Origin of the sequence: Paramesorhizobium deserti, assembly GCF_001558695.1 — a bacterium.
GTDB classification, from domain to species: Bacteria; Pseudomonadota; Alphaproteobacteria; order Rhizobiales; family Rhizobiaceae; genus Paramesorhizobium; species Paramesorhizobium deserti.
On record NZ_LNTU01000012.1, the window covers coordinates 633,648 to 650,324 of the forward strand.

16 protein-coding genes are annotated in these 16,677 nt (G+C 61.7%); 4 read left to right on the forward strand and 12 right to left on the reverse strand.

Going from position 1 to position 16,677, the window contains the following annotated elements:
• Positions 1-237: 237 nt before the first annotated feature.
• The 11 genes from ATN84_RS12235 to ATN84_RS12285 form a co-directional block, all read right to left on the reverse strand.
• Positions 238-1,461, reverse strand: a complete 1,224-nt coding sequence (locus tag ATN84_RS12235; protein ID WP_068881880.1) for an MFS transporter — start codon at positions 1,459-1,461, stop codon at positions 238-240.
• Positions 1,458-1,961 (reverse strand): transcription antitermination factor NusB, encoded by a 504-nt coding sequence (gene nusB / locus ATN84_RS12240; RefSeq protein ID WP_068881881.1) that lies wholly within the window; start codon positions 1,959-1,961, stop codon positions 1,458-1,460. Before nusB ends, ATN84_RS12235 begins: the two co-directional genes overlap by 4 nt.
• A 4-nt stretch (positions 1,962-1,965) precedes the next feature.
• Complete coding sequence (locus tag ATN84_RS12245) at positions 1,966-2,427, reverse strand: 6,7-dimethyl-8-ribityllumazine synthase (RefSeq protein ID WP_068882025.1); 462 nt, start codon at positions 2,425-2,427, stop codon at positions 1,966-1,968.
• 204 nt (positions 2,428-2,631) lie between these two features.
• On the reverse strand, positions 2,632-3,246 hold the full coding sequence (locus tag ATN84_RS12250) for a riboflavin synthase (RefSeq protein ID WP_068881882.1): 615 nt from the start codon (positions 3,244-3,246) through the stop codon (positions 2,632-2,634).
• Positions 3,246-4,364: a bifunctional diaminohydroxyphosphoribosylaminopyrimidine deaminase/5-amino-6-(5-phosphoribosylamino)uracil reductase RibD gene (gene ribD, locus ATN84_RS12255; RefSeq protein ID WP_068881883.1), complete on the reverse strand. Its 1,119-nt coding sequence runs from the start codon at positions 4,362-4,364 to the stop codon at positions 3,246-3,248. The genes ATN84_RS12250 and ribD overlap by 1 nt, the downstream gene beginning before the upstream one ends.
• Before the next feature lie 4 nt (positions 4,365-4,368).
• Positions 4,369-4,851: a transcriptional regulator NrdR gene (gene nrdR / locus ATN84_RS12260; protein ID WP_068881884.1), complete on the reverse strand. Its 483-nt coding sequence runs from the start codon at positions 4,849-4,851 to the stop codon at positions 4,369-4,371.
• A 249-nt stretch (positions 4,852-5,100) separates the two neighbouring features.
• A complete protein-coding gene (gene glyA / locus ATN84_RS12265) occupies positions 5,101-6,420 on the reverse strand; it encodes a serine hydroxymethyltransferase (RefSeq protein WP_068881885.1) in 1,320 nt (439 codons plus the stop codon).
• Between the two features lie 169 nt (positions 6,421-6,589).
• On the reverse strand, positions 6,590-7,873 hold the full coding sequence (locus tag ATN84_RS12270) for a L,D-transpeptidase family protein (protein ID WP_068881886.1): 1,284 nt from the start codon (positions 7,871-7,873) through the stop codon (positions 6,590-6,592).
• 350 nt (positions 7,874-8,223) lie between these two features.
• Positions 8,224-8,739, reverse strand: coding sequence for a transcriptional regulator LdtR (gene ldtR / locus ATN84_RS12275; protein WP_153020213.1), 516 nt, complete (start codon positions 8,737-8,739; stop codon positions 8,224-8,226).
• Positions 8,740-8,907: 168 nt separating this feature from the next.
• Positions 8,908-9,330 carry a DUF6163 family protein gene (locus ATN84_RS12280; protein ID WP_068881888.1) on the reverse strand — a complete coding sequence of 141 codons (423 nt, stop codon included), beginning with the start codon at positions 9,328-9,330 and terminating at the stop codon, positions 8,908-8,910.
• A complete protein-coding gene (locus ATN84_RS12285; protein ID WP_068881889.1) occupies positions 9,327-10,379 on the reverse strand; it encodes an enoyl-CoA hydratase/isomerase family protein in 1,053 nt (350 codons plus the stop codon). Before ATN84_RS12285 ends, ATN84_RS12280 begins: the two co-directional genes overlap by 4 nt.
• Before the next feature lie 191 nt (positions 10,380-10,570).
• Here ATN84_RS12285 and hemB point away from each other — a divergent pair, with 191 nt between their 5' ends.
• From hemB to ATN84_RS12305, 4 genes are all read left to right on the forward strand, one after another.
• Positions 10,571-11,611, forward strand: coding sequence for a porphobilinogen synthase (gene hemB, locus ATN84_RS12290; RefSeq protein ID WP_068881890.1), 1,041 nt, complete (start codon positions 10,571-10,573; stop codon positions 11,609-11,611).
• A 132-nt stretch (positions 11,612-11,743) separates the two neighbouring features.
• Entirely contained in the window at positions 11,744-12,214 is a 471-nt protein-coding gene (locus tag ATN84_RS12295; protein WP_068881891.1) for an RDD family protein, read from the forward strand.
• Positions 12,215-12,339: 125 nt separating this feature from the next.
• Entirely contained in the window at positions 12,340-13,086 is a 747-nt protein-coding gene (locus ATN84_RS12300) for an arginyltransferase (RefSeq protein ID WP_068881892.1), read from the forward strand.
• 105 nt (positions 13,087-13,191) lie between these two features.
• Entirely contained in the window at positions 13,192-14,091 is a 900-nt protein-coding gene (locus ATN84_RS12305) for a DMT family transporter (protein ID WP_068881893.1), read from the forward strand.
• Between the two features lie 210 nt (positions 14,092-14,301).
• Here the strand turns inward: ATN84_RS12305 and parC are convergent, their stop codons facing one another.
• Complete coding sequence (gene parC / locus ATN84_RS12310; protein ID WP_068881894.1) at positions 14,302-16,554, reverse strand: DNA topoisomerase IV subunit A; 2,253 nt, start codon at positions 16,552-16,554, stop codon at positions 14,302-14,304.
• Between the last annotated feature and the right edge of the window lie 123 nt (positions 16,555-16,677).

Consider the following 16,677-nt stretch of genomic DNA (forward strand, 5'->3'; position numbering starts at 1 on the left):
CGCCGCACGGGCAGGAGGATGCGAAACAGCAGAGCAGACGTCAAGATATAGTTGTTGGGAGTAGACTATCGGCGAATGCAGAGGATTCCTGTTTTGATGAAATCGCTGCCACGCGCCATTTGAACCGTTATCGCGGCGGAAAGATAGAGGCATGGATTCCAGTGACAGGCACTGGAATGACGGGGGCTGGCCTCGGCAGATCCTCGGGACATGCCCGAGGATGACGACGGGAGGGTGTTACTCCGCAGGAGCGGAGATACGCCGCCGCTCGTACAGGACCAGCGCAGCAAGCGCGAAAAGGCAGGCGGTGGCGATGGGGAAGACGATCCAGTTCAGCGCATCCCAGCCGAAGGCCGTCAGCGTCTTGCCGGACATCAGTGAGGCGGCAGCGACGGTCCCGAACAGGAGGAAATCGTGCAGGCCCTCGATCTTGCCCTTCTCCGAGCGGCGATAGGTATCGGTCACCATAGTGGTGGCGCCGATGAAGCCGAAATTCCAGCCGACGCCGAGCAGGATCAGGGCAAGCCAGAAATTCCACAGCTCCACCCCGGCAAGCGCAACCGCGGCACAGGCGAGAAGCAGGAGAAGGCCCGCCGCGACGATCGTCTCCTTGCCGAACCGGGCAATGAGGCGGCCGGTGAAGAAGCTCGGCCCGAACATGGCGAGCACATGCCACTGGATGCCGAGCGTGGCCTCGTCGGTCGAAAGCCCGCAGCCGACCATGGCGAGCGGCGCGCCCGTCATGACGAAGCTCATCAGGGCGTAAGAGACGATGGCGCACAGCAGCGCTACGGCAAAGCGCGGCTGGGCAATGATGGCGCGCAGCGGCCGCGCCGGCAGGCTGTCGTCCTCCACCACCGCCGCGACATGGTTCTTCAGGCGCAGCAGCGAATGGATGAAGATGCCCACGACGCCGATGACGCCGACCGCCAGGAAGGAGCCGGCGAACATGACGGGGTCGAACATCTCGCGTGTGTAGATCACAGCCGTCGGGCCGATGATTGCGGCGAAGACGCCGCCCGTCATGACCCAGGAAATCGCCCTGGGCTTGAAAGCAAGAGGCGCGTTGTCGGTCGCGGCGAAGCGATATTGCTGGACGAAAGCGTTTCCGGCGCCGATCAGCATAAGGCCGGCGGCGAACAGCCAGAAATTGCCGTCAAACAGGGCGAATGCGGCGACGAGCCCGCCGATCGACGTGACGCCGGCTCCGGACATGAAGCCGTAGCGCCGCCCGACCAGCCGCATGAGGGCCGCGGCGGGAAGCATGCCGAGCGCCGTTCCGAGATTGAAGCCGGTTACGGGCGCGGTCGCCAGCGATTTGTCGAGGCCGAGGAGATAATATCCGGCGAGCCCGCCCATGGAAATCGCGATGGGCGCGGCGCTGCCGACAACGGACTGCGCCGCCGCCAGGATGAGGGCGGTCCGTTTTGCTTCTCTCTCGGCCGCCGCGCGCGCGCTCACGCGCCCTTCGCGCCGCGGCCTTCGCCGCGTATTTGGCGCGCCAGGCGGTCAAGGACGGCATTGACGAGCTTCGGTTCGTCCTCGGTATAGAAGGCCTTGGCGATATCGACATATTCCGAGACGATGACGGCGGTCGGCACGTCCTTGCGGTCCTTCAATTCCCAGCAGCCGGCGCGCAGGATGGCGCGCAACGTCGAATCCAGCCGCGAGAGCGGCCAATCCTCGGTCAGCGCCGCGCGGATCATCGGATCAAGCTTCAACTGATCGGTGACGACGCCGGAAACGATGGCGCGGAACCATTGCGGATCGGCCTCGACATATTGCGCGCCGTCAACCTCCTTGCCGAGCCGGAAGGATTCATATTCCGCGACCACCTCGAGCACGCCGGTTCCGGCGACGTCCATCTGGTAGAGCGCCTGCACCGCGGCTAGGCGGGCGGCGCCACGCTTGTTGGCCATACGCGGGGCGGCGGCAGGTCGCCCTTCAGCAGAAGAAGCCATCGCTTCAGGCTCCGAGTTTCTTGCGCAGTTCGATCATGGTGAGCGCGGCACGGGCGGTAAAACCGCCCTTGTCCTTGTCTTCCCGCCGGGCACGCACCCATGCCTGCTCCTCATTTTCGACGGTGAGGATACCGTTGCCGATGGCAAGGCCTTCCTCGACGGCGAGGTTCATCAGCGCGCGGCAGGATTCGTTGGCAACGATATCGAAATGATAGGTTTCACCGCGAATGACGCAGCCGAGCGCGACATAGCCATCATACTCGGTTCCATCGTCATCCGCAGCATCGAGCGCGAAGGAAATGGCGGCGGGAACTTCCAGCGCGCCGGGAACGGTGACCACATCATAGGTCGCGCCGGCCTCGTCGAGTGCCGCCGTGGCGCCGTTCAGAAGCGCGTCGGCGAGATCGTCGTAAAACCGGGCTTCGACAATGAGCAGATGCGGCGCGCGCGCCTTCTTCTTGGGCATGAGGAACTCCATGACAGGTTTGCGGACCGGCTTGGTCGACGCTGAAATGCTGGCGGGAAATCGGAGGGCCGCCGTTGGGCAATGGCTCTAGAGCAGGATGCAATTAATTGCAATCAGACATGCTGCTTTAGAGCACTCTTGTTTTAAGGAGTCACTCCCCTCGTCGTCATTCCCGGGCTTGTCCCGAGAATGACGATGGAGAAGTCATACCTCTTTCGGATATTGCGCAAGCCGCGCGGCGTATCGGGCGAGCTGATCGATCTCGATATTCACCTTATCACCCGCCTTGCGCTCTCCCCAGGTGGTGACCTCCAGCGAATGGCGGATCAAAAGCACATCGAATTCATTGCCGTCGACGCCGTTGACCGTCAGCGACGTGCCGTCGAGGGCGACCGAGCCCTTCTGCGCAATAAAGGGGGCGAGCGCTTCCGGCGCGCGCAGACGGAAACGGACGGCATCGCCCTCCTCCTTGCGCTCGATGATCTCGGCCTCGCCATCGACATGGCCCGAGACCAGATGGCCGCCCATCTCGTCGCCCAGCTTCAGCGAACGTTCGAGATTGATGCGCGTTCCGGGCTTCCACTCGCCGATTGTGGTGAGGCGCAGCGCCTCCTCCCATGCCTCGACCTCGAACCATTTGGTATTGGAGCCCTTTTCGGGCAGCGCCACGACGGTCAGGCAAACACCCGAGCAAGCGATCGATGCGCCGAGCGCGATCGTATCAGGGTCGTAATTCGTCTCGACCCGCAAAAGGACGCCTTCGTTCAGCGTCTTGACGCGATCGACCTTGCCTACATCGGTAACGATACCCGTAAACATCAGGGCTTCCTCGTGAATTCGGTGAAACGATCGGCGCCGAAACGCGCCTCGCGGGATGGGCTGAAACCGGCCATATGGGAACGCAGGCCAGGCACGGCAACCCCCTGCTCCGCGCCGATCGCGTCAGGGCCTTCGAAAAGCGCGATGCGGTCGACCAGCCCCTCGCTCAGGAAATATTCCGCGACATTGGCGCCGCCCTCGACCATGACGGTCGCGATACCCTGCGCCGCCAGGTCCTCCAGCAATTCCGGCAGGGCGATACGACCATTGATGCTCTCGGTCGCCAGAATCCGGCAGCCGGCGTCGATCATCGCCTGCCTCTTGCGCGGATCGGCATTGATATCGCAGGCGATCCAGACGGGAACGGCGGAGGCGGAGAGCACCAGCGCGGAGGAAAGCGGCAGCCGCAGCTCGCTGTCGAGCACGATGCGGATGGGAGAGCGGCCCTCCAGCCCCGGCAGACGGCAGGTGAGCATCGGATCATCAGCGAGCGCCGTGCCGATGCCGACCAGGATCGCATCACTCTCCGCCCGCATCAGATGTACCTGCGCCCGTGACACCGGCCCTGTGATCGCCACCTGCCCCTCGCCCTTGCGGCCGATCATGCCGTCGGCGGAAAGGGCAAGTTTCAGAGTCACTTCCGGACGTTTCCTGAAAGAACGAATCAGATAGCCCGCCATGATTTCGGCTGCACTGTCGGCCAGTACGCCCTCGATCACCTCAATGCCGCCCTCGCGCAAAATGGCATATCCTTTGCCGGAAACGCGGTCGTCCGGATCGGTAGCGGCGGCGACGACCCGCGCCACGCCGGCGATAACCAGCGCATTGGCACAGGGCGGCGTGCGGCCATGATGGGCGCAGGGCTCGAGCGTCACATAGGCGGTAGCCCCCCTCGCCTTTTCGCCGGCCTCGGCGATGGCCTGGGTTTCGGCATGTGGCCTGCCGCCGACCGCCGTCACGCCACGGCCGACGATAACCGGCCCGTCGCCATCGTCGCGGACAATCAGCGTCGCGACGGAAGGATTGGTGGCGGTCAGGCCGAGATGCCGGCGGGAATAGCGGATGGCGGCGGCCATGAACCGCAGGTCCGTCGCGCTGATCGGTAAAGCCCCCGCCATCGGCTCAATCGTCCGCGAAATCGTCGGGAAGCCTGTCCTTGGCGGTCAGCTCGTCAATGACATTGTGGAAATCGCTCGCCTCGCGGAAATTGCGATAGACGGAAGCGAAGCGGATATAGGCGATATCGTCGATGCCTTTCAGCGCATCCATGACGAGACGGCCGATCTCGTCGGACTCCACTTCCGCCTCACCGGAGCTTTCCAACTGCCTGACAATGCCTGAGATGGCGCGTTCGACGCGTTCGGGGTCGACCTGGCGCTTGCGCAGCGCTACCTCGACAGACCGCATCAGCTTGTCGCGGTCGAAGGGAACCCGGCGGCCGCTTTTCTTGACCACCAGCAGCTCGCGCAGCTGAACGCGTTCAAATGTGGTGAAACGCCCGCCGCAAACCGAGCAGACCCTGCGCCTGCGGATTACCGCCCCGTCTTCAGCGGGGCGGGAATCCTTCACCTGTGTGTCTTCCGACTGGCAATATGGGCAACGCATGAACTTCTTTCGCCGTGATTCTCGGGCGTCAGATTATGGTATAACCGCGCCCGAATGAACCACGCAGTTGCCGGCTGCAGTGATGCAGGCGATCACATATGGCTTGATTGTCTCATTGCCCCTCACCCTTACCCTCTCCCCGCAAGCGGGGCGAGGGAGGCATAGACGTTGCCGCTCCTTCCTTCTCCCCGCGTGCGGGGAGAAGGTGCCGGCAGGCGGATGAGGGGCACTCCCGGCTAACCGCTCCTATCATCCCAGATAAGGATAAAGCGGGAAGCGGTCGGTGAGCGCCATCACCTTGTTCTTCACGGCCTGTTCCACGGCGGCATTGCCTTCGTCGGAATTGGCGGCTTTCAGCCCGTCGAGCACTTCCGAGATCAGATTGCCTATTTCCTGGAATTCGGCGATGCCGAAGCCGCGCGTCGTGCCGGCAGGCGTACCCAAGCGTACGCCCGAGGTGACGAACGGCTTTTCGGGGTCGAAGGGAATGCCGTTCTTGTTGCAGGTGATGTTGGCGCGGCCGAGGGCGGCTTCCGCCCGTTTGCCGGTGGCGTTCTTCGGGCGGAGGTCGACCAGCATGAGATGGTTGTCCGTGCCGCCGGAAACGATGTCGAGGCCGTTCTGCTTCAGGACCTCGGCGAGCGCACGGGCGTTTTCCACCACATTGCGGGCATAGGTCTTGAATTCGGGCTTCAACGCTTCGCCGAGCGCCACCGCCTTGGCGGCGATGACATGCATCAGCGGCCCGCCCTGCAGGCCAGGGAAGACGGCCGAATTGATCTTCTTGGCGATCTCGGCGTCATTGGTGAGGATCATGCCGCCACGGGGCCCACGCAGAGATTTGTGCGTGGTGGTCGTCACCACATGGGCGTGCGGGATGGGCGAAGGATGGACGCCGGCGGCAACGAGACCCGCGATATGCGCCATGTCGACCATGAGATAGGCGCCGATGGAATCGGCGATCTGGCGGAAGCGCTGCCAATCCCAGATGCGGGAATAGGCCGTGCCGCCGGCGATAATGAGCTTGGGCTTGTGCTCGTTGGCGAGGCGCTCGACCTCGTCCATATCGAGCAGATTGTCGTCGCGGCGCACGCCATAGGAGACGACGTTGAACCACTTGCCCGACATGTTGACGGGGGAGCCGTGCGTCAGATGGCCGCCGGAATTCAGATCAAGGCCCATGAAGGTGTCGCCCGGCTGCAGAAGCGCCAGGAACACGGCCTGGTTCATCTGGCTGCCTGAGTTGGGCTGCACATTGGCGAATTCCGCGCCGAACAGCTTCTTCGCCCGCTCGATCGCCAGTTCCTCGGCGACATCGACGAACTGGCAGCCGCCGTAATAGCGCTTGCCGGGATAGCCTTCGGCATATTTGTTGGTCATGATCGAGCCCTGCGCCTCCAGAACGGCGCGGGAAACGATGTTTTCCGAAGCGATCAGCTCGATTTCATGGCGCTGACGGCCAAGTTCGTTGCGGATCGCACCGAACAGTTCGGCGTCGGTTTCCTCAAGGCTGGCGTTGAAGAATCTTTCCGAAAATGCCTGTTCCGAGGCAGCGTTCGCCTGCGACATGATAGCTATCCCTCCGGGTTGCCGGTCAAAGGTCAATGAATGACGGCGCATTATCATATTTAGCTTGCCAAGGCCAATGGCCGGACCGCGAAAAGCAGTGGCCGAAAACCGTCATAAATGAAAAAGGCCGCCCTTTCGGACGGCCTTTTGCTCATTCTGTCTTTTCCGCTCAGGTGTTCGTGCCGAGCGCCAGCTCCGACGCGCCATCGCGCTCGTAAATATCGTCGCGGAAGTGGACCACGCCGTCGCCGGTCGACCAGGCGGTGACATAGATGAAATGCACGGGCACGGGATCGGCGACCTGGATCGGCGTATTGACGCCTGATTTGATCGTCGCCTCGATCGTCTGGCGGTCCCAGCCCGGCGTATTCTTCAACAGCCAGACATCGAGATCGCGGACGTTCTGGACGCGAACGCAGCCCGAGGAGTCAAACCGCATCAGATTGTTGAACAACGTCTTCTGCGGCGTATCGTGCATATAGACCGCATGCGCGTTGTGGAAATTGATCTTGGTGGAGGACATGGCGTTGATCTTGCCGGGGTCCTGGCGGAACATCAGCTTCACAGCCTCATCCGTTGTCCAATTGACCGTCTCCGGCTGAACCTCCTGGCCCTGCTGGTCATAGAGGCGGATCTTGTTGCGCGTCAGATAGGTCGGATCCTTGCGCATCAGCGGAATGATATCTTTCTGGATGATCGACTTCGGCGCCGTCCAGTATGGATTGAGGATGACCTCGTGAATCTTGGAAACGAGGAGAGGCGTCTGGCGGTCGATCTTGCCGACGATCGCGGTGTGGCGCTGCATGACGCGGCCGTTTTCCACCGCCTCGATCTGCGCGGCGGGGATATTGACCATGACGAAACGGGGATCGGAAACATTTGCGAGCTCGTTGAGCCGCTGCAGATTGATGTGCAGCTGATCAAGCCGCACCTGCGCGCTGACATTCATCGCCGCATAGGTGAACTGCCCCATCACGCCATCGGCCGGAAGGCCATGACGGCTCTGGAAGCGCTTGACCGCCGCATCGACATAGGTGTCGAACGCATTGGAAAGGCCTGCGCTTTCAGGAAGATCGCCTGAGATCATCAGGCGCTTGCGCAGGGCGGAAACAGCCGGGTCGGTAACGCCGAGCTGCAGCTTGGCGCCGCCGGGAACATTCGGCCAGCCGCCCTGGGAAACGATATTGCTATAATACCCGATGGCGTTCTGCACATAGCCGGCCGTCGCCAGGCTCATGATGGGCTGATTGGAAGCCACCTTTTCGCCGCCCGAGGCACGGGCATCGAACTGGTCGTTCCAGTTGCCGCGCCGCGGTGCTGCCAGAATATCATTGATGACGGGTTGGGCGAGCGCTCCGCTGGCGAATACCGATAATCCGGCGGTTGCCGCGCCGCGCAGGAACAGGCGGCGATCCAGTTTGGAAGATTCGAGGTTCTTCCGCAGCTTCGACATTGGCGTTTTCCCTGAATTGCTCATCGTATGCAGATTTCTCCAGCCGTCGATCGGACGGGATGTAGTTTGCAAAACTACCAAGGTTAACGTTAACAAACGGCAACTGCCTGCCCGCACTCCATATTGGGGACGTAATAGGGCAGAAACTTTCCCTTGGGACGGATATGCGGAAATTCCGCGTTCTCTTCGGATATGCCCGCGTTTATGGCGTAATCATGTCGCGACGCCCGCCAACACACGCGAAAGCGGCCCGACGAAAGCAAAAAGTCCGGCACGTGCGCCGGACTTTCGCTCATGTGACGTTTCTGCAACATCCGCAAGCCATGGCTCCTGCCATGGTGCGGGACGGATCACATGCGATAGGCGATGGTGTCATTCCAGAAACGGTCGAGGCGCTGCAGCGACTTATTCATGTTCTGGAACTCTTCGGCGCGGATGCCGCCCACCTGCTCGATCGAAGCAATGTGACGCTCGTAGAGACCGGCGACCAGTTCCGCAACCTCGACGCCCTTCGGCGTCAGGCTGACGCGAACCGAACGACGGTCGACGCGGGAGCGCTGATGATGAATGAAGCCCATATCTACAAGCTTCTTCAGATTATAGGACACGTTCGATCCGAGATAGTAACCGCGGCTGCGCAGTTCGCCCGCCGTCAGCTCGGCATTGCCGATATTGAAGAGCAGGAGCGCCTGCACGGCATTGATATCGCTGCGGCCGTTGCGGTCGAACTCGTCCTTGACCACATCGAGCAGCCGGCGGTGCAGGCGTTCGACAAGCTGCAATGCCTCGAGATAGAGCGTGCGAAGAGCTGTTTCTTCTTTCTGCAGGCGCGGTTCGGCGCCCGTCTTGCGCTGGGTGTTGTTCATCATTCTAGCCTCTCTGTTGTGTCGGTGCTTTTTTTCTCACCGTTGAGAGGGACAATATCGGCCACGCATAAAATTCGAATTAAAACACAGACTTAACAGGAGCTTACCAGAGAAGAAGCAATTTCAGGCTTAACAATCGATTACATTGCTACTTGAGCCCGAATGAGCTCAGCTTCTGCGCAGCGCACGAGCCTGGAAGAAGAGGACCACCCGGAACGCGATATAAAGCAGCAGGATCAGGAGATTGGTGACGGCGACCATCGGGTTGGCCGCGAAGATGCGCTCGAAGACGGTATACATCAGCGTCTCGATCAAGGCCGCGGCAAACCAGATGACCGGGCCCCAGGGCGCGCGCATCCACAGACCCGTCGCCGCCACCGGAAACAGCACCGCCAGCGACACCGAGGCCGCCTGCCATTGCCACGGCATCAGGTCGAAACGCCAGAGCAGCCCCTGATGCAGGCCGATCAGCCTGATCCAGTAGGCGACGCCCAGCGCCAAGCAATAGAGCGCCAGAAGCCGCATGAGCCAGACGAAGCCGGTTTCGGCAAGGGACGGCTCGACACGCTGACGCAGTTGCTCTTCCATCATGGCAGCGTCAGTTCTCCATCACCCAGCGGCGCGAAATAGGCATCGACATCGCCGGGCGAGACGTCCTCAAGCCCGGCTGGCTTCCAGTGCGGCGTATCGCCTTTGTCGATCAACGCGGCGCGTATGCCCTCGTAGAAATCGTGGCCCTGGAGCATGCGGTTGAGAATGCGGTATTCCATTCTCATGCAGTCGTCCATCTCGAGCGCCCTGCCCTCGGCGATCTGCCGGAAGGTGACATGCAAGCTCGTCGGCGAGCGGCTTTCCAGGACCGACAGAATCTTCAACGCGGTCTCGCTGCCGGTCTTGGCCCATTTGGACAATGCCGCGATGCAGCTTTCCAGCGTCGGTTCACCGAAGCCCCGGGCGATCAGTTCCCTCGTGGCGGCATCGGTCTCGAAATCGGGGGTATCAGTCTTGGCGAAGGCCGCACCGACATCGCCCGTGTCAATGAGCCGGGCGCGGATGCCATCGATCGCCTCGGCGGCGATGGCGTGGGTGGCGATCCCGCTGCCGAGGCAATCGCCTTGGCGGATCCGACTGCCGGTCAGGGCGAGATAGGTGCCGAAATGGCCGGGCAGATGCGGCAGGAAGGCGCTGCCGCCGACATCGGGAAAAAAGCCGATGCCGACCTCGGGCATGGCGAAAAGCGTGTTCTCCGTCACGATCCGGTGGGAGCCGTGCACCGAGATGCCGGCGCCGCCGCCCATGACGATGCCATCGAGAAAGGCGATATAAGGCTTCGAAAAGCGGCCGATATGGGCGTTGAGACGATATTCATCGGAGAAGAATTCATAAGGTGGCGTGCCGTTGCGGCCGGCCTTGTAGGCGGCGATCACATCGCCACCCGAGCAGAAGGCCCGCCCCTCGCCCTCGACGACGACGCAAGCGACCTCCGGATCGGCTTCCCATGCGACGAGGGCGCGTCGAAGCGCTCTGATCATGCCATGCGTCAGCGCGTTGAGCGCGGCGGGACGCGTCAGGCGGATGAGCCCCGCACATCCCCTCCGCTCGAAAACGATTTCACCCTGTCCGCCAAAATCGACTTCCACGTCCCGACTCCCGTTTAAGGAATGGGTAGAAAGGGAAAGCCTCCGCGTCAATGCCGCGTTTCCTGGCCGCATGATCTTATCCGAAAAGTCTGCAACTTTTCGGGATCATGCCGGTCAATCGGCTTGGTTTCACCATTCTTCCCGTGATAAACCCACCCAACATTCCAGATAGTCTCGCAGGGAGACGAATAATGAACAAAGCTTTTTCCCAAATCAGGCAGTCCGGCGCCAACCGCAGCGTGGACGAAATCACGCAAGGGCGACGTCTGCGCAGGCTGCGCAAGGCCGACTGGTCGCGTCGGCTGGTGCAGGAGAGCCGCCTGACCGTCGACGACCTGATCTGGCCGATCTTCCTGTGCGAAGGTGAAAATCACAGCGAGCCGGTGGATGCGATGCCTGGCGTCGAGCGTTATTCGGTCGACATGGCGGTGCGGCAGGCGGAAAAGGCGGCCAAGCTCGGCATCCCGGCGATCGCGCCCTTCCCACGCGAAAACATGGAGTTCCGCGATGTGAACGGCTCCTATATCGCCAACCCCGATAATCTCATCAACCGCACCGTGCGGGCGATCAAGAAAGAGGTGCCGCAGATCGGCATCATCACCGACGCGGCGCTCGACCCGTTCACCATCCACGGCCATGACGGCATCCTGCGCGATGGCGTGATCGTCAACGACGAATCGGTGGAGATGGTCGTGCTCGGCGCGCTGGCGCAGGCGGAGGCCGGCGCCGACATCATCGCGCCCTCCGACATGATGGACGGGCGGATCGGCGCGATCCGCGAGGCGCTGGACACGAACGGCTTCCAGGACGTCGCCATCATGTCCTATGCGACGAAGTTCGCCTCCGCCTTCTACGGCCCCTACCGGGACGCCATCGGCACGTCGGGCCTCCTGCAGGGCGACAAGAAGACCTATTACATCGATCCGGCCAATAGCGACGAGGCGGTGCGCGAGGCGGAACAGGATCTGGCCGAGGGCGCCGACATGATCATGGTCAAGCCCGGCCTGCCCTATCTCGATATCGTCCGCCGCCTGAAGGACGTCTTCGCCATGCCGACCTATGCCTATCAGGTCTCGGGCGAATATTCGATGATCAAGGCGGCCGGCGCCAATGGCTGGATCGACGAGGAACGGGTGATGATGGAAAGCCTGCTCGCCTTCAAGCGCGCGGGCTGCGACGGCATCCTGACCTATTTCGCCGTCGAAGTTGCGGAGAAGCTGGCGCGCGGCTGAAATCCCGCACGCCGGCCCCGTTCTTGAAAATGCCGGCTTCATTTCCCATTTTCGCTTCGTCGGTTCATAGTGGAGCCGGCACTAAAGGAGCAGTTTCCACTTCTCCTGGGCTTGCTTTGACGGGAAACAGAGATGACCGACAACGTGATGAACGGCGAAATCATTCCTTCGCGCCTCGATGACCGGCGGCTCTACAGGGGCGTGCGGACGCGCCGCATATTCGCATTCCTGATCGATTACATGCTGGTGCTTCTGCTCTGCATTCCCGTCGCCGTCATCATCGCCATTCTGGGCGTCGCCACGCTCGGCCTCGGCTGGATGCTCTACGGCATCATGCTGCCGCTCGTGGCGCTGGGCTATGTCGCGCTCACCATGGGCGGGCCGCGTCAGGCGACCAAGGGCATGCAGATGATGGGCGTCAAGCTGGAGCGGCTCGACGGCCAGCCGGTCGACAGCATGCTGGCGATCGTCCACTCCGTGCTGTTCTGGGCCGGCAATGTGATCCTGACGCCGCTGATTCTCCTGGCAACGCTCTTTCTTGACCGCAAGAGGACCCTGCACGACCTGCTTCTGGGCACCGTCGTGGTCCGTTCGGACCACTGATCCGTGCCTTCGGAGGGGGCTGGCGTTCAAATTTCAGCAATGAAACCCGGTGACAGTTTGATTTCTATTGACGTTTTCGGCGGCGGGTTCATGCTGAGATGGGCTTTGCATGTACCGGACGTCGCATGACTCACCAACCGCAACAATCGCCGCAGTTCTTTCTGACCGCTCCTTCGGCCTGCCCCTATCTCGAAGGCCAGTACGAACGGAAGGTCTTCACGCATCTCGTCGGCGACAAGGCGAACGAGCTCAACGATCTCCTGACGCAGGGCGGCTTCCGCCGGTCGCAGAACATCGCCTATCGGCCGGCCTGCGAGACCTGCCGTGCCTGCGTGTCGGTGCGCATCCTGGCGAACGAGTTCAAGATGGACCGCTCGTTGAAGCGCGTCTGGAAGCGCAATACCGATCTCATCGGCCATAGCCACCGGGCCGAGCCTTCGACCGAGCAATATTCGCTCTTCCGCCATTATCTCGACGCGCGGCACCGCAAGGGCGGCATGTCCGACATGACCGTTCTCGACTATGCGATGATGGTCGAGGACACGCATGTCAGCACGCAGATCATCGAATACCGCCGCCGCGGACCGGATTCCTTCATCAGCCAGAAGGGCGAAGGCGAATTGCTCGCTGTCGCGCTGACCGACGTGATGTCGGACGGCCTGTCGATGGTCTATTCATTCTATGATCCTGATCTTGCCGACCGCTCGCTCGGTACCTTCATGATCCTCGATCATATCCAGCGTGCAGTCGCCCAGGGGCTGCCGCATGTCTATCTCGGCTATTGGGTCGAGGGATCGCGCAAGATGCAGTACAAGATCCGCTTCAAGCCGCAGGAGCATCTCGGCCCCAAGGGCTGGGAGCGGCGGGACTGACGCCATTCCCAGAAATCCACTCACGTCGGCCATCCGAATTTGATAGACACGCACGGGCGCTGCGATTCTGCACGCTCTGTTTCACGAATTCAGAGGAAACCGTCCGTGCCGGCGCCACAGCTCGACCATCGCAAAGGCCTGATCATCACCGGCATCGGCGGTCTCTTCCTCACGGTGGACATTCCGCTGATCAAGCTTGCCGACGGCAACACCTGGTCGATCCTGATGGTGCGCAGTTTCACCACCTTCGCGTCCGCGCTCCTCATCTGGGCTATCTGGTCGTTCATGAGCGGGAAAATACGGCCGCTGGTGCCGTCACGCAGGGGCTATCTCGTCGGCCTTCTCTACGGCCTTTCCTCCATCGCCTTCATCTCCGGCGTATTCATGACCTCGACGGCCAATCTGGTCTTCATTCTCGCCTTCAACCCGATGTTCGCGGCGCTCCTTTCCTGGATATTCCTGAAGGAGCGGCCGAAACCGGCCACGCTCATTGCGATGGCCTTCATGCTGCTCGGCGTGGCGATCATCGTCAGCGAAGGCATCTCGTCGGGGCGCTGGCTGGGCGATCTGGTCGCGGTGGGGGCCGCACTCCTGATGGCCTCGGCCATCACCATCAGCCGCTCGACGGGCGAGGACATGGGGCTGACGGCGATCCTTTCCACCTGCATTCCCTTCCTGGTGGCAGCGATCGTGGTCTTCACCCATTCGGGCTATGCTATCGCCGACCCGAAATGGATCCTCTTCGATGGCGCGATCATGATGCCGATCGCCTTCCTCTGCCTCGCAACGGGCCCCAAATATATTTCCGGACCTGAGGTCGGCATGTTCTATCTGCTGGAAACCGTTCTGGCCCCGATCTGGGTGTGGATCATCTTTCTCGAGGCGCCGAGCCGCCAGAGCCTGATTGGCGGGCTCATCCTGATCGTCACGCTCATCGTGCACTCGCTCTGGCAGTTGCGCGATGCACACCGCGCCCGCACCAACCTGCCGCGCTATCCGCTTTAGACCTTTCCCACTTTGATGGAATCGCTCGATTTTCAGACCATTCCGTGCCGACACAGCCCCACCTCCGTCATCATCGGACTTGATCCGATGATCCATTCCGGAACGGCGATGCAGCGCGTGCATATCAGACCGTGGATGCGGTTTTGACCTTCAGGAATGGATCATCGGGTCAAGCCCGAGGATGATGACGATTGCAGGGGTATTCCCCGATCAGGAGAACCGGCCCGAGCGCGGGAAGCCCTTGGGCACCATCCGGCCGGCGGAGGCGCGCGCGCCGATCCATTCGGCAAGCTCGTCCTTGCTGCGGGTGAAGGTCCGGTCGGCGGCGTCCTGCCAGGTCAGGCCCTGCTCGATGGCGAAGGTGCGGATGTCGGAAACGCCGCCATCCTTGTATTTCTGCAGGCGCACCCCCTTGCCGCGGCCCATTTCCGGGATATCGGCCAGGGCGAAAACCAGCAGTTTCCGGTTCTCGCCGACGATGGCGACGTGATCGCCCGTGATGCGGCTGCAGATCTTGGCTTCGTCGGGCGCCTTCACATTCATGATCTGCTTGCCCTTGCGGGTGTTGGCCACCGTCTCCGTTTCGGGCACCACAAAGCCGTTGCCCTCGTGGGAGGCGAGAAGCAGCTTGCCGGCGGGGTTGTGCACAAAGGCGGTCACGATATCCTGATCGTTCTCCATATCGACCATGATGCGGACAGGCTCGCCATGGCCGCGCCCGCCCGGCAGCGTATTGGCGCCGATGGTGTAGAACTTGCCGCCGGTGGTGAAGATCAGGATCTTGTCCGTTGTCTCAGCATGGAAGGCGAGCTTGAGCTTGTCGCCTTCCTTGAAGGTCAGCGCCGAGAAATCGGCCAGATGCCCCTTCATGGCGCGCAGCCAGCCTTTTTCGGAGACGACCACTGTAACCGGCTCCTTCTCGATCATCGCATGGTGGATGTCGCTGACGTCGTGGTTGGGCGCTTCGGCGAAGGTGGTGCGGCGCTTGCCGAGCGGCGTATCGGGTCCGAACTTCTTGCGGACATTGGCGATTTCCCAGCCGATCGTCTGCCATTGCTTGGCATCGGAGGCGAGGAGCTCCTCGATCTGCTTCTTCTCCTCGGTGAGGGCGTCGAACTCCTTGCGGATTTCGAATTCCTCGAGCTTGCGCAGCGAGCGCAGCCGCATGTTGAGGATCGCTTCGGCCTGGTTGTCGGTCAGGCTGAACGTATCCATCAATTGCTGCTTGGGATGATCCTCCTCGCGGATGATGCGGATCACCTCGTCGAGGTTCAGATAGGCGATCAGATAGCCGCCGAGCACCTCCAGCCGCTTCTCGATCTCGCCGTGCCGGTAGCGCGAGCGGCGGATCAGCACTTCCTTGCGGTGCTCAAGCCATTCCTTCAGCACATCGCGCAAGGAAAGCACGTTCGGCACCTTGCCATGCGACAGCACGTTCATGTTGAGCGGGAAGCGGTTCTCCAGATCGGTCAGCTTGAACAGCGATTCCATCAGCAGTTCAGGATCGACCGAGCGGTTCTTCGGCTCCAGCACGATGCGGATATCTTCGGCGGATTCATCGCGTATGTCGTCGAGCAGCGGCAGCTTCTTTGCGATGAGCAGCTCGGCGATCTTCTCGATCAGACGCGATTTCTGCACCTGATAGGGAATTTCGGTGACGACGATGACCCAAGTGCCGCGGCCGCCATCCTCCTTGTGCCAGCGCGCACGCAGGCGGAAGGCCCCTCGCCCGGTCCTGTAGGCCTCCAGGATCTGCTCCGCCGGTTCGACCAGAATGCCGCCGGTCGGGAAATCCGGTCCCGGCACCATCGCGACCAGTTCTTCGACGGTGGCGTCGGGCTTCTTGATCAGGTGCAGCGCCGCATCGCAGAGCTCGGCCGCATTGTGCGGCGGAATGGAGGTCGCCATGCCGACCGCGATACCGGAAGAGCCGTTCGCCAGAAGGTTGGGGAAGGCGCCGGGAAGGACGATCGGCTCCTCATCCTCCTCATTATAGGTGGGGCGGAAATCGATCGCGTCCTCGGTGATGCCGTCAAGAAGCAGCGTCGCCACATCGGTCATGCGCGCTTCTGTGTAGCGCATGGCGGCAGCGTTATCGCCGTCGATATTGCCGAAATTGCCCTGCCCGTCGACCAAGGGATAACGCACGGCGAAATCCTGCGCCAGGCGCACCAGCGCGTCATAGATCGCCTGGTCGCCATGCGGATGGAACTTGCCCATCACGTCGCCGACGATGCGGGCGCATTTCGCATAGGCCTGATCGGGATTGAGGCGCAGGAGCCGCATCGCGTGCATGATGCGGCGGTGCACCGGCTTCAGGCCATCGCGCACATCGGGAAGCGCCCGGTGCATGATGGTCGAAAGCGCGTAAGCGAGATAGCGCTCTTCCAGCGCCGACTTCAGGTCGACCGGTTCTATGTTGTTGTCGTCGCCGCCACCCGGCGGAATCAGGCTTTTTCCCATGGAATGGGGTTAGCAAGAGGGTGATTCTGCGGCAAGCCATTATGCGGAATCAGAGGCACGGGGCGGTGTTTTTCCGCATAATCCACCGCAATTCGACCTGTTTTCTCCGTACCGCCCGTTACG

Excerpts from the sequence above, each read along its gene's own strand:
- ATN84_RS12280 (WP_068881888.1), bottom strand. The coding sequence starts at position 9,330 with ATGATGGAAGAGCAACTGCGTCAGCGTGTCGAGCCGTCCCTTGCCGAA.
- ribD (WP_068881883.1), bottom strand. The coding sequence starts at position 4,364 with ATGGCGGGGGCTTTACCGATCAGCGCGACGGACCTGCGGTTCATGGCC.
- parC (WP_068881894.1), bottom strand. The coding sequence starts at position 16,554 with ATGGGAAAAAGCCTGATTCCGCCGGGTGGCGGCGACGACAACAACATA.
- ldtR (WP_153020213.1), bottom strand. The coding sequence starts at position 8,739 with ATGAACAACACCCAGCGCAAGACGGGCGCCGAACCGCGCCTGCAGAAA.
- nusB (WP_068881881.1), bottom strand. The coding sequence starts at position 1,961 with ATGGCTTCTTCTGCTGAAGGGCGACCTGCCGCCGCCCCGCGTATGGCC.
- ATN84_RS12270 (WP_068881886.1), bottom strand. The coding sequence starts at position 7,873 with ATGTCGAAGCTGCGGAAGAACCTCGAATCTTCCAAACTGGATCGCCGC.
- nrdR (WP_068881884.1), bottom strand. The coding sequence starts at position 4,851 with ATGCGTTGCCCATATTGCCAGTCGGAAGACACACAGGTGAAGGATTCC.
- ATN84_RS12295 (WP_068881891.1), top strand. The coding sequence starts at position 11,744 with ATGACCGACAACGTGATGAACGGCGAAATCATTCCTTCGCGCCTCGAT.
- glyA (WP_068881885.1), bottom strand. The coding sequence starts at position 6,420 with ATGTCGCAGGCGAACGCTGCCTCGGAACAGGCATTTTCGGAAAGATTC.
- ATN84_RS12245 (WP_068882025.1), bottom strand. The coding sequence starts at position 2,427 with ATGCCCAAGAAGAAGGCGCGCGCGCCGCATCTGCTCATTGTCGAAGCC.
- hemB (WP_068881890.1), top strand. The coding sequence starts at position 10,571 with ATGAACAAAGCTTTTTCCCAAATCAGGCAGTCCGGCGCCAACCGCAGC.
- ATN84_RS12300 (WP_068881892.1), top strand. The coding sequence starts at position 12,340 with ATGACTCACCAACCGCAACAATCGCCGCAGTTCTTTCTGACCGCTCCT.
- ATN84_RS12250 (WP_068881882.1), bottom strand. The coding sequence starts at position 3,246 with ATGTTTACGGGTATCGTTACCGATGTAGGCAAGGTCGATCGCGTCAAG.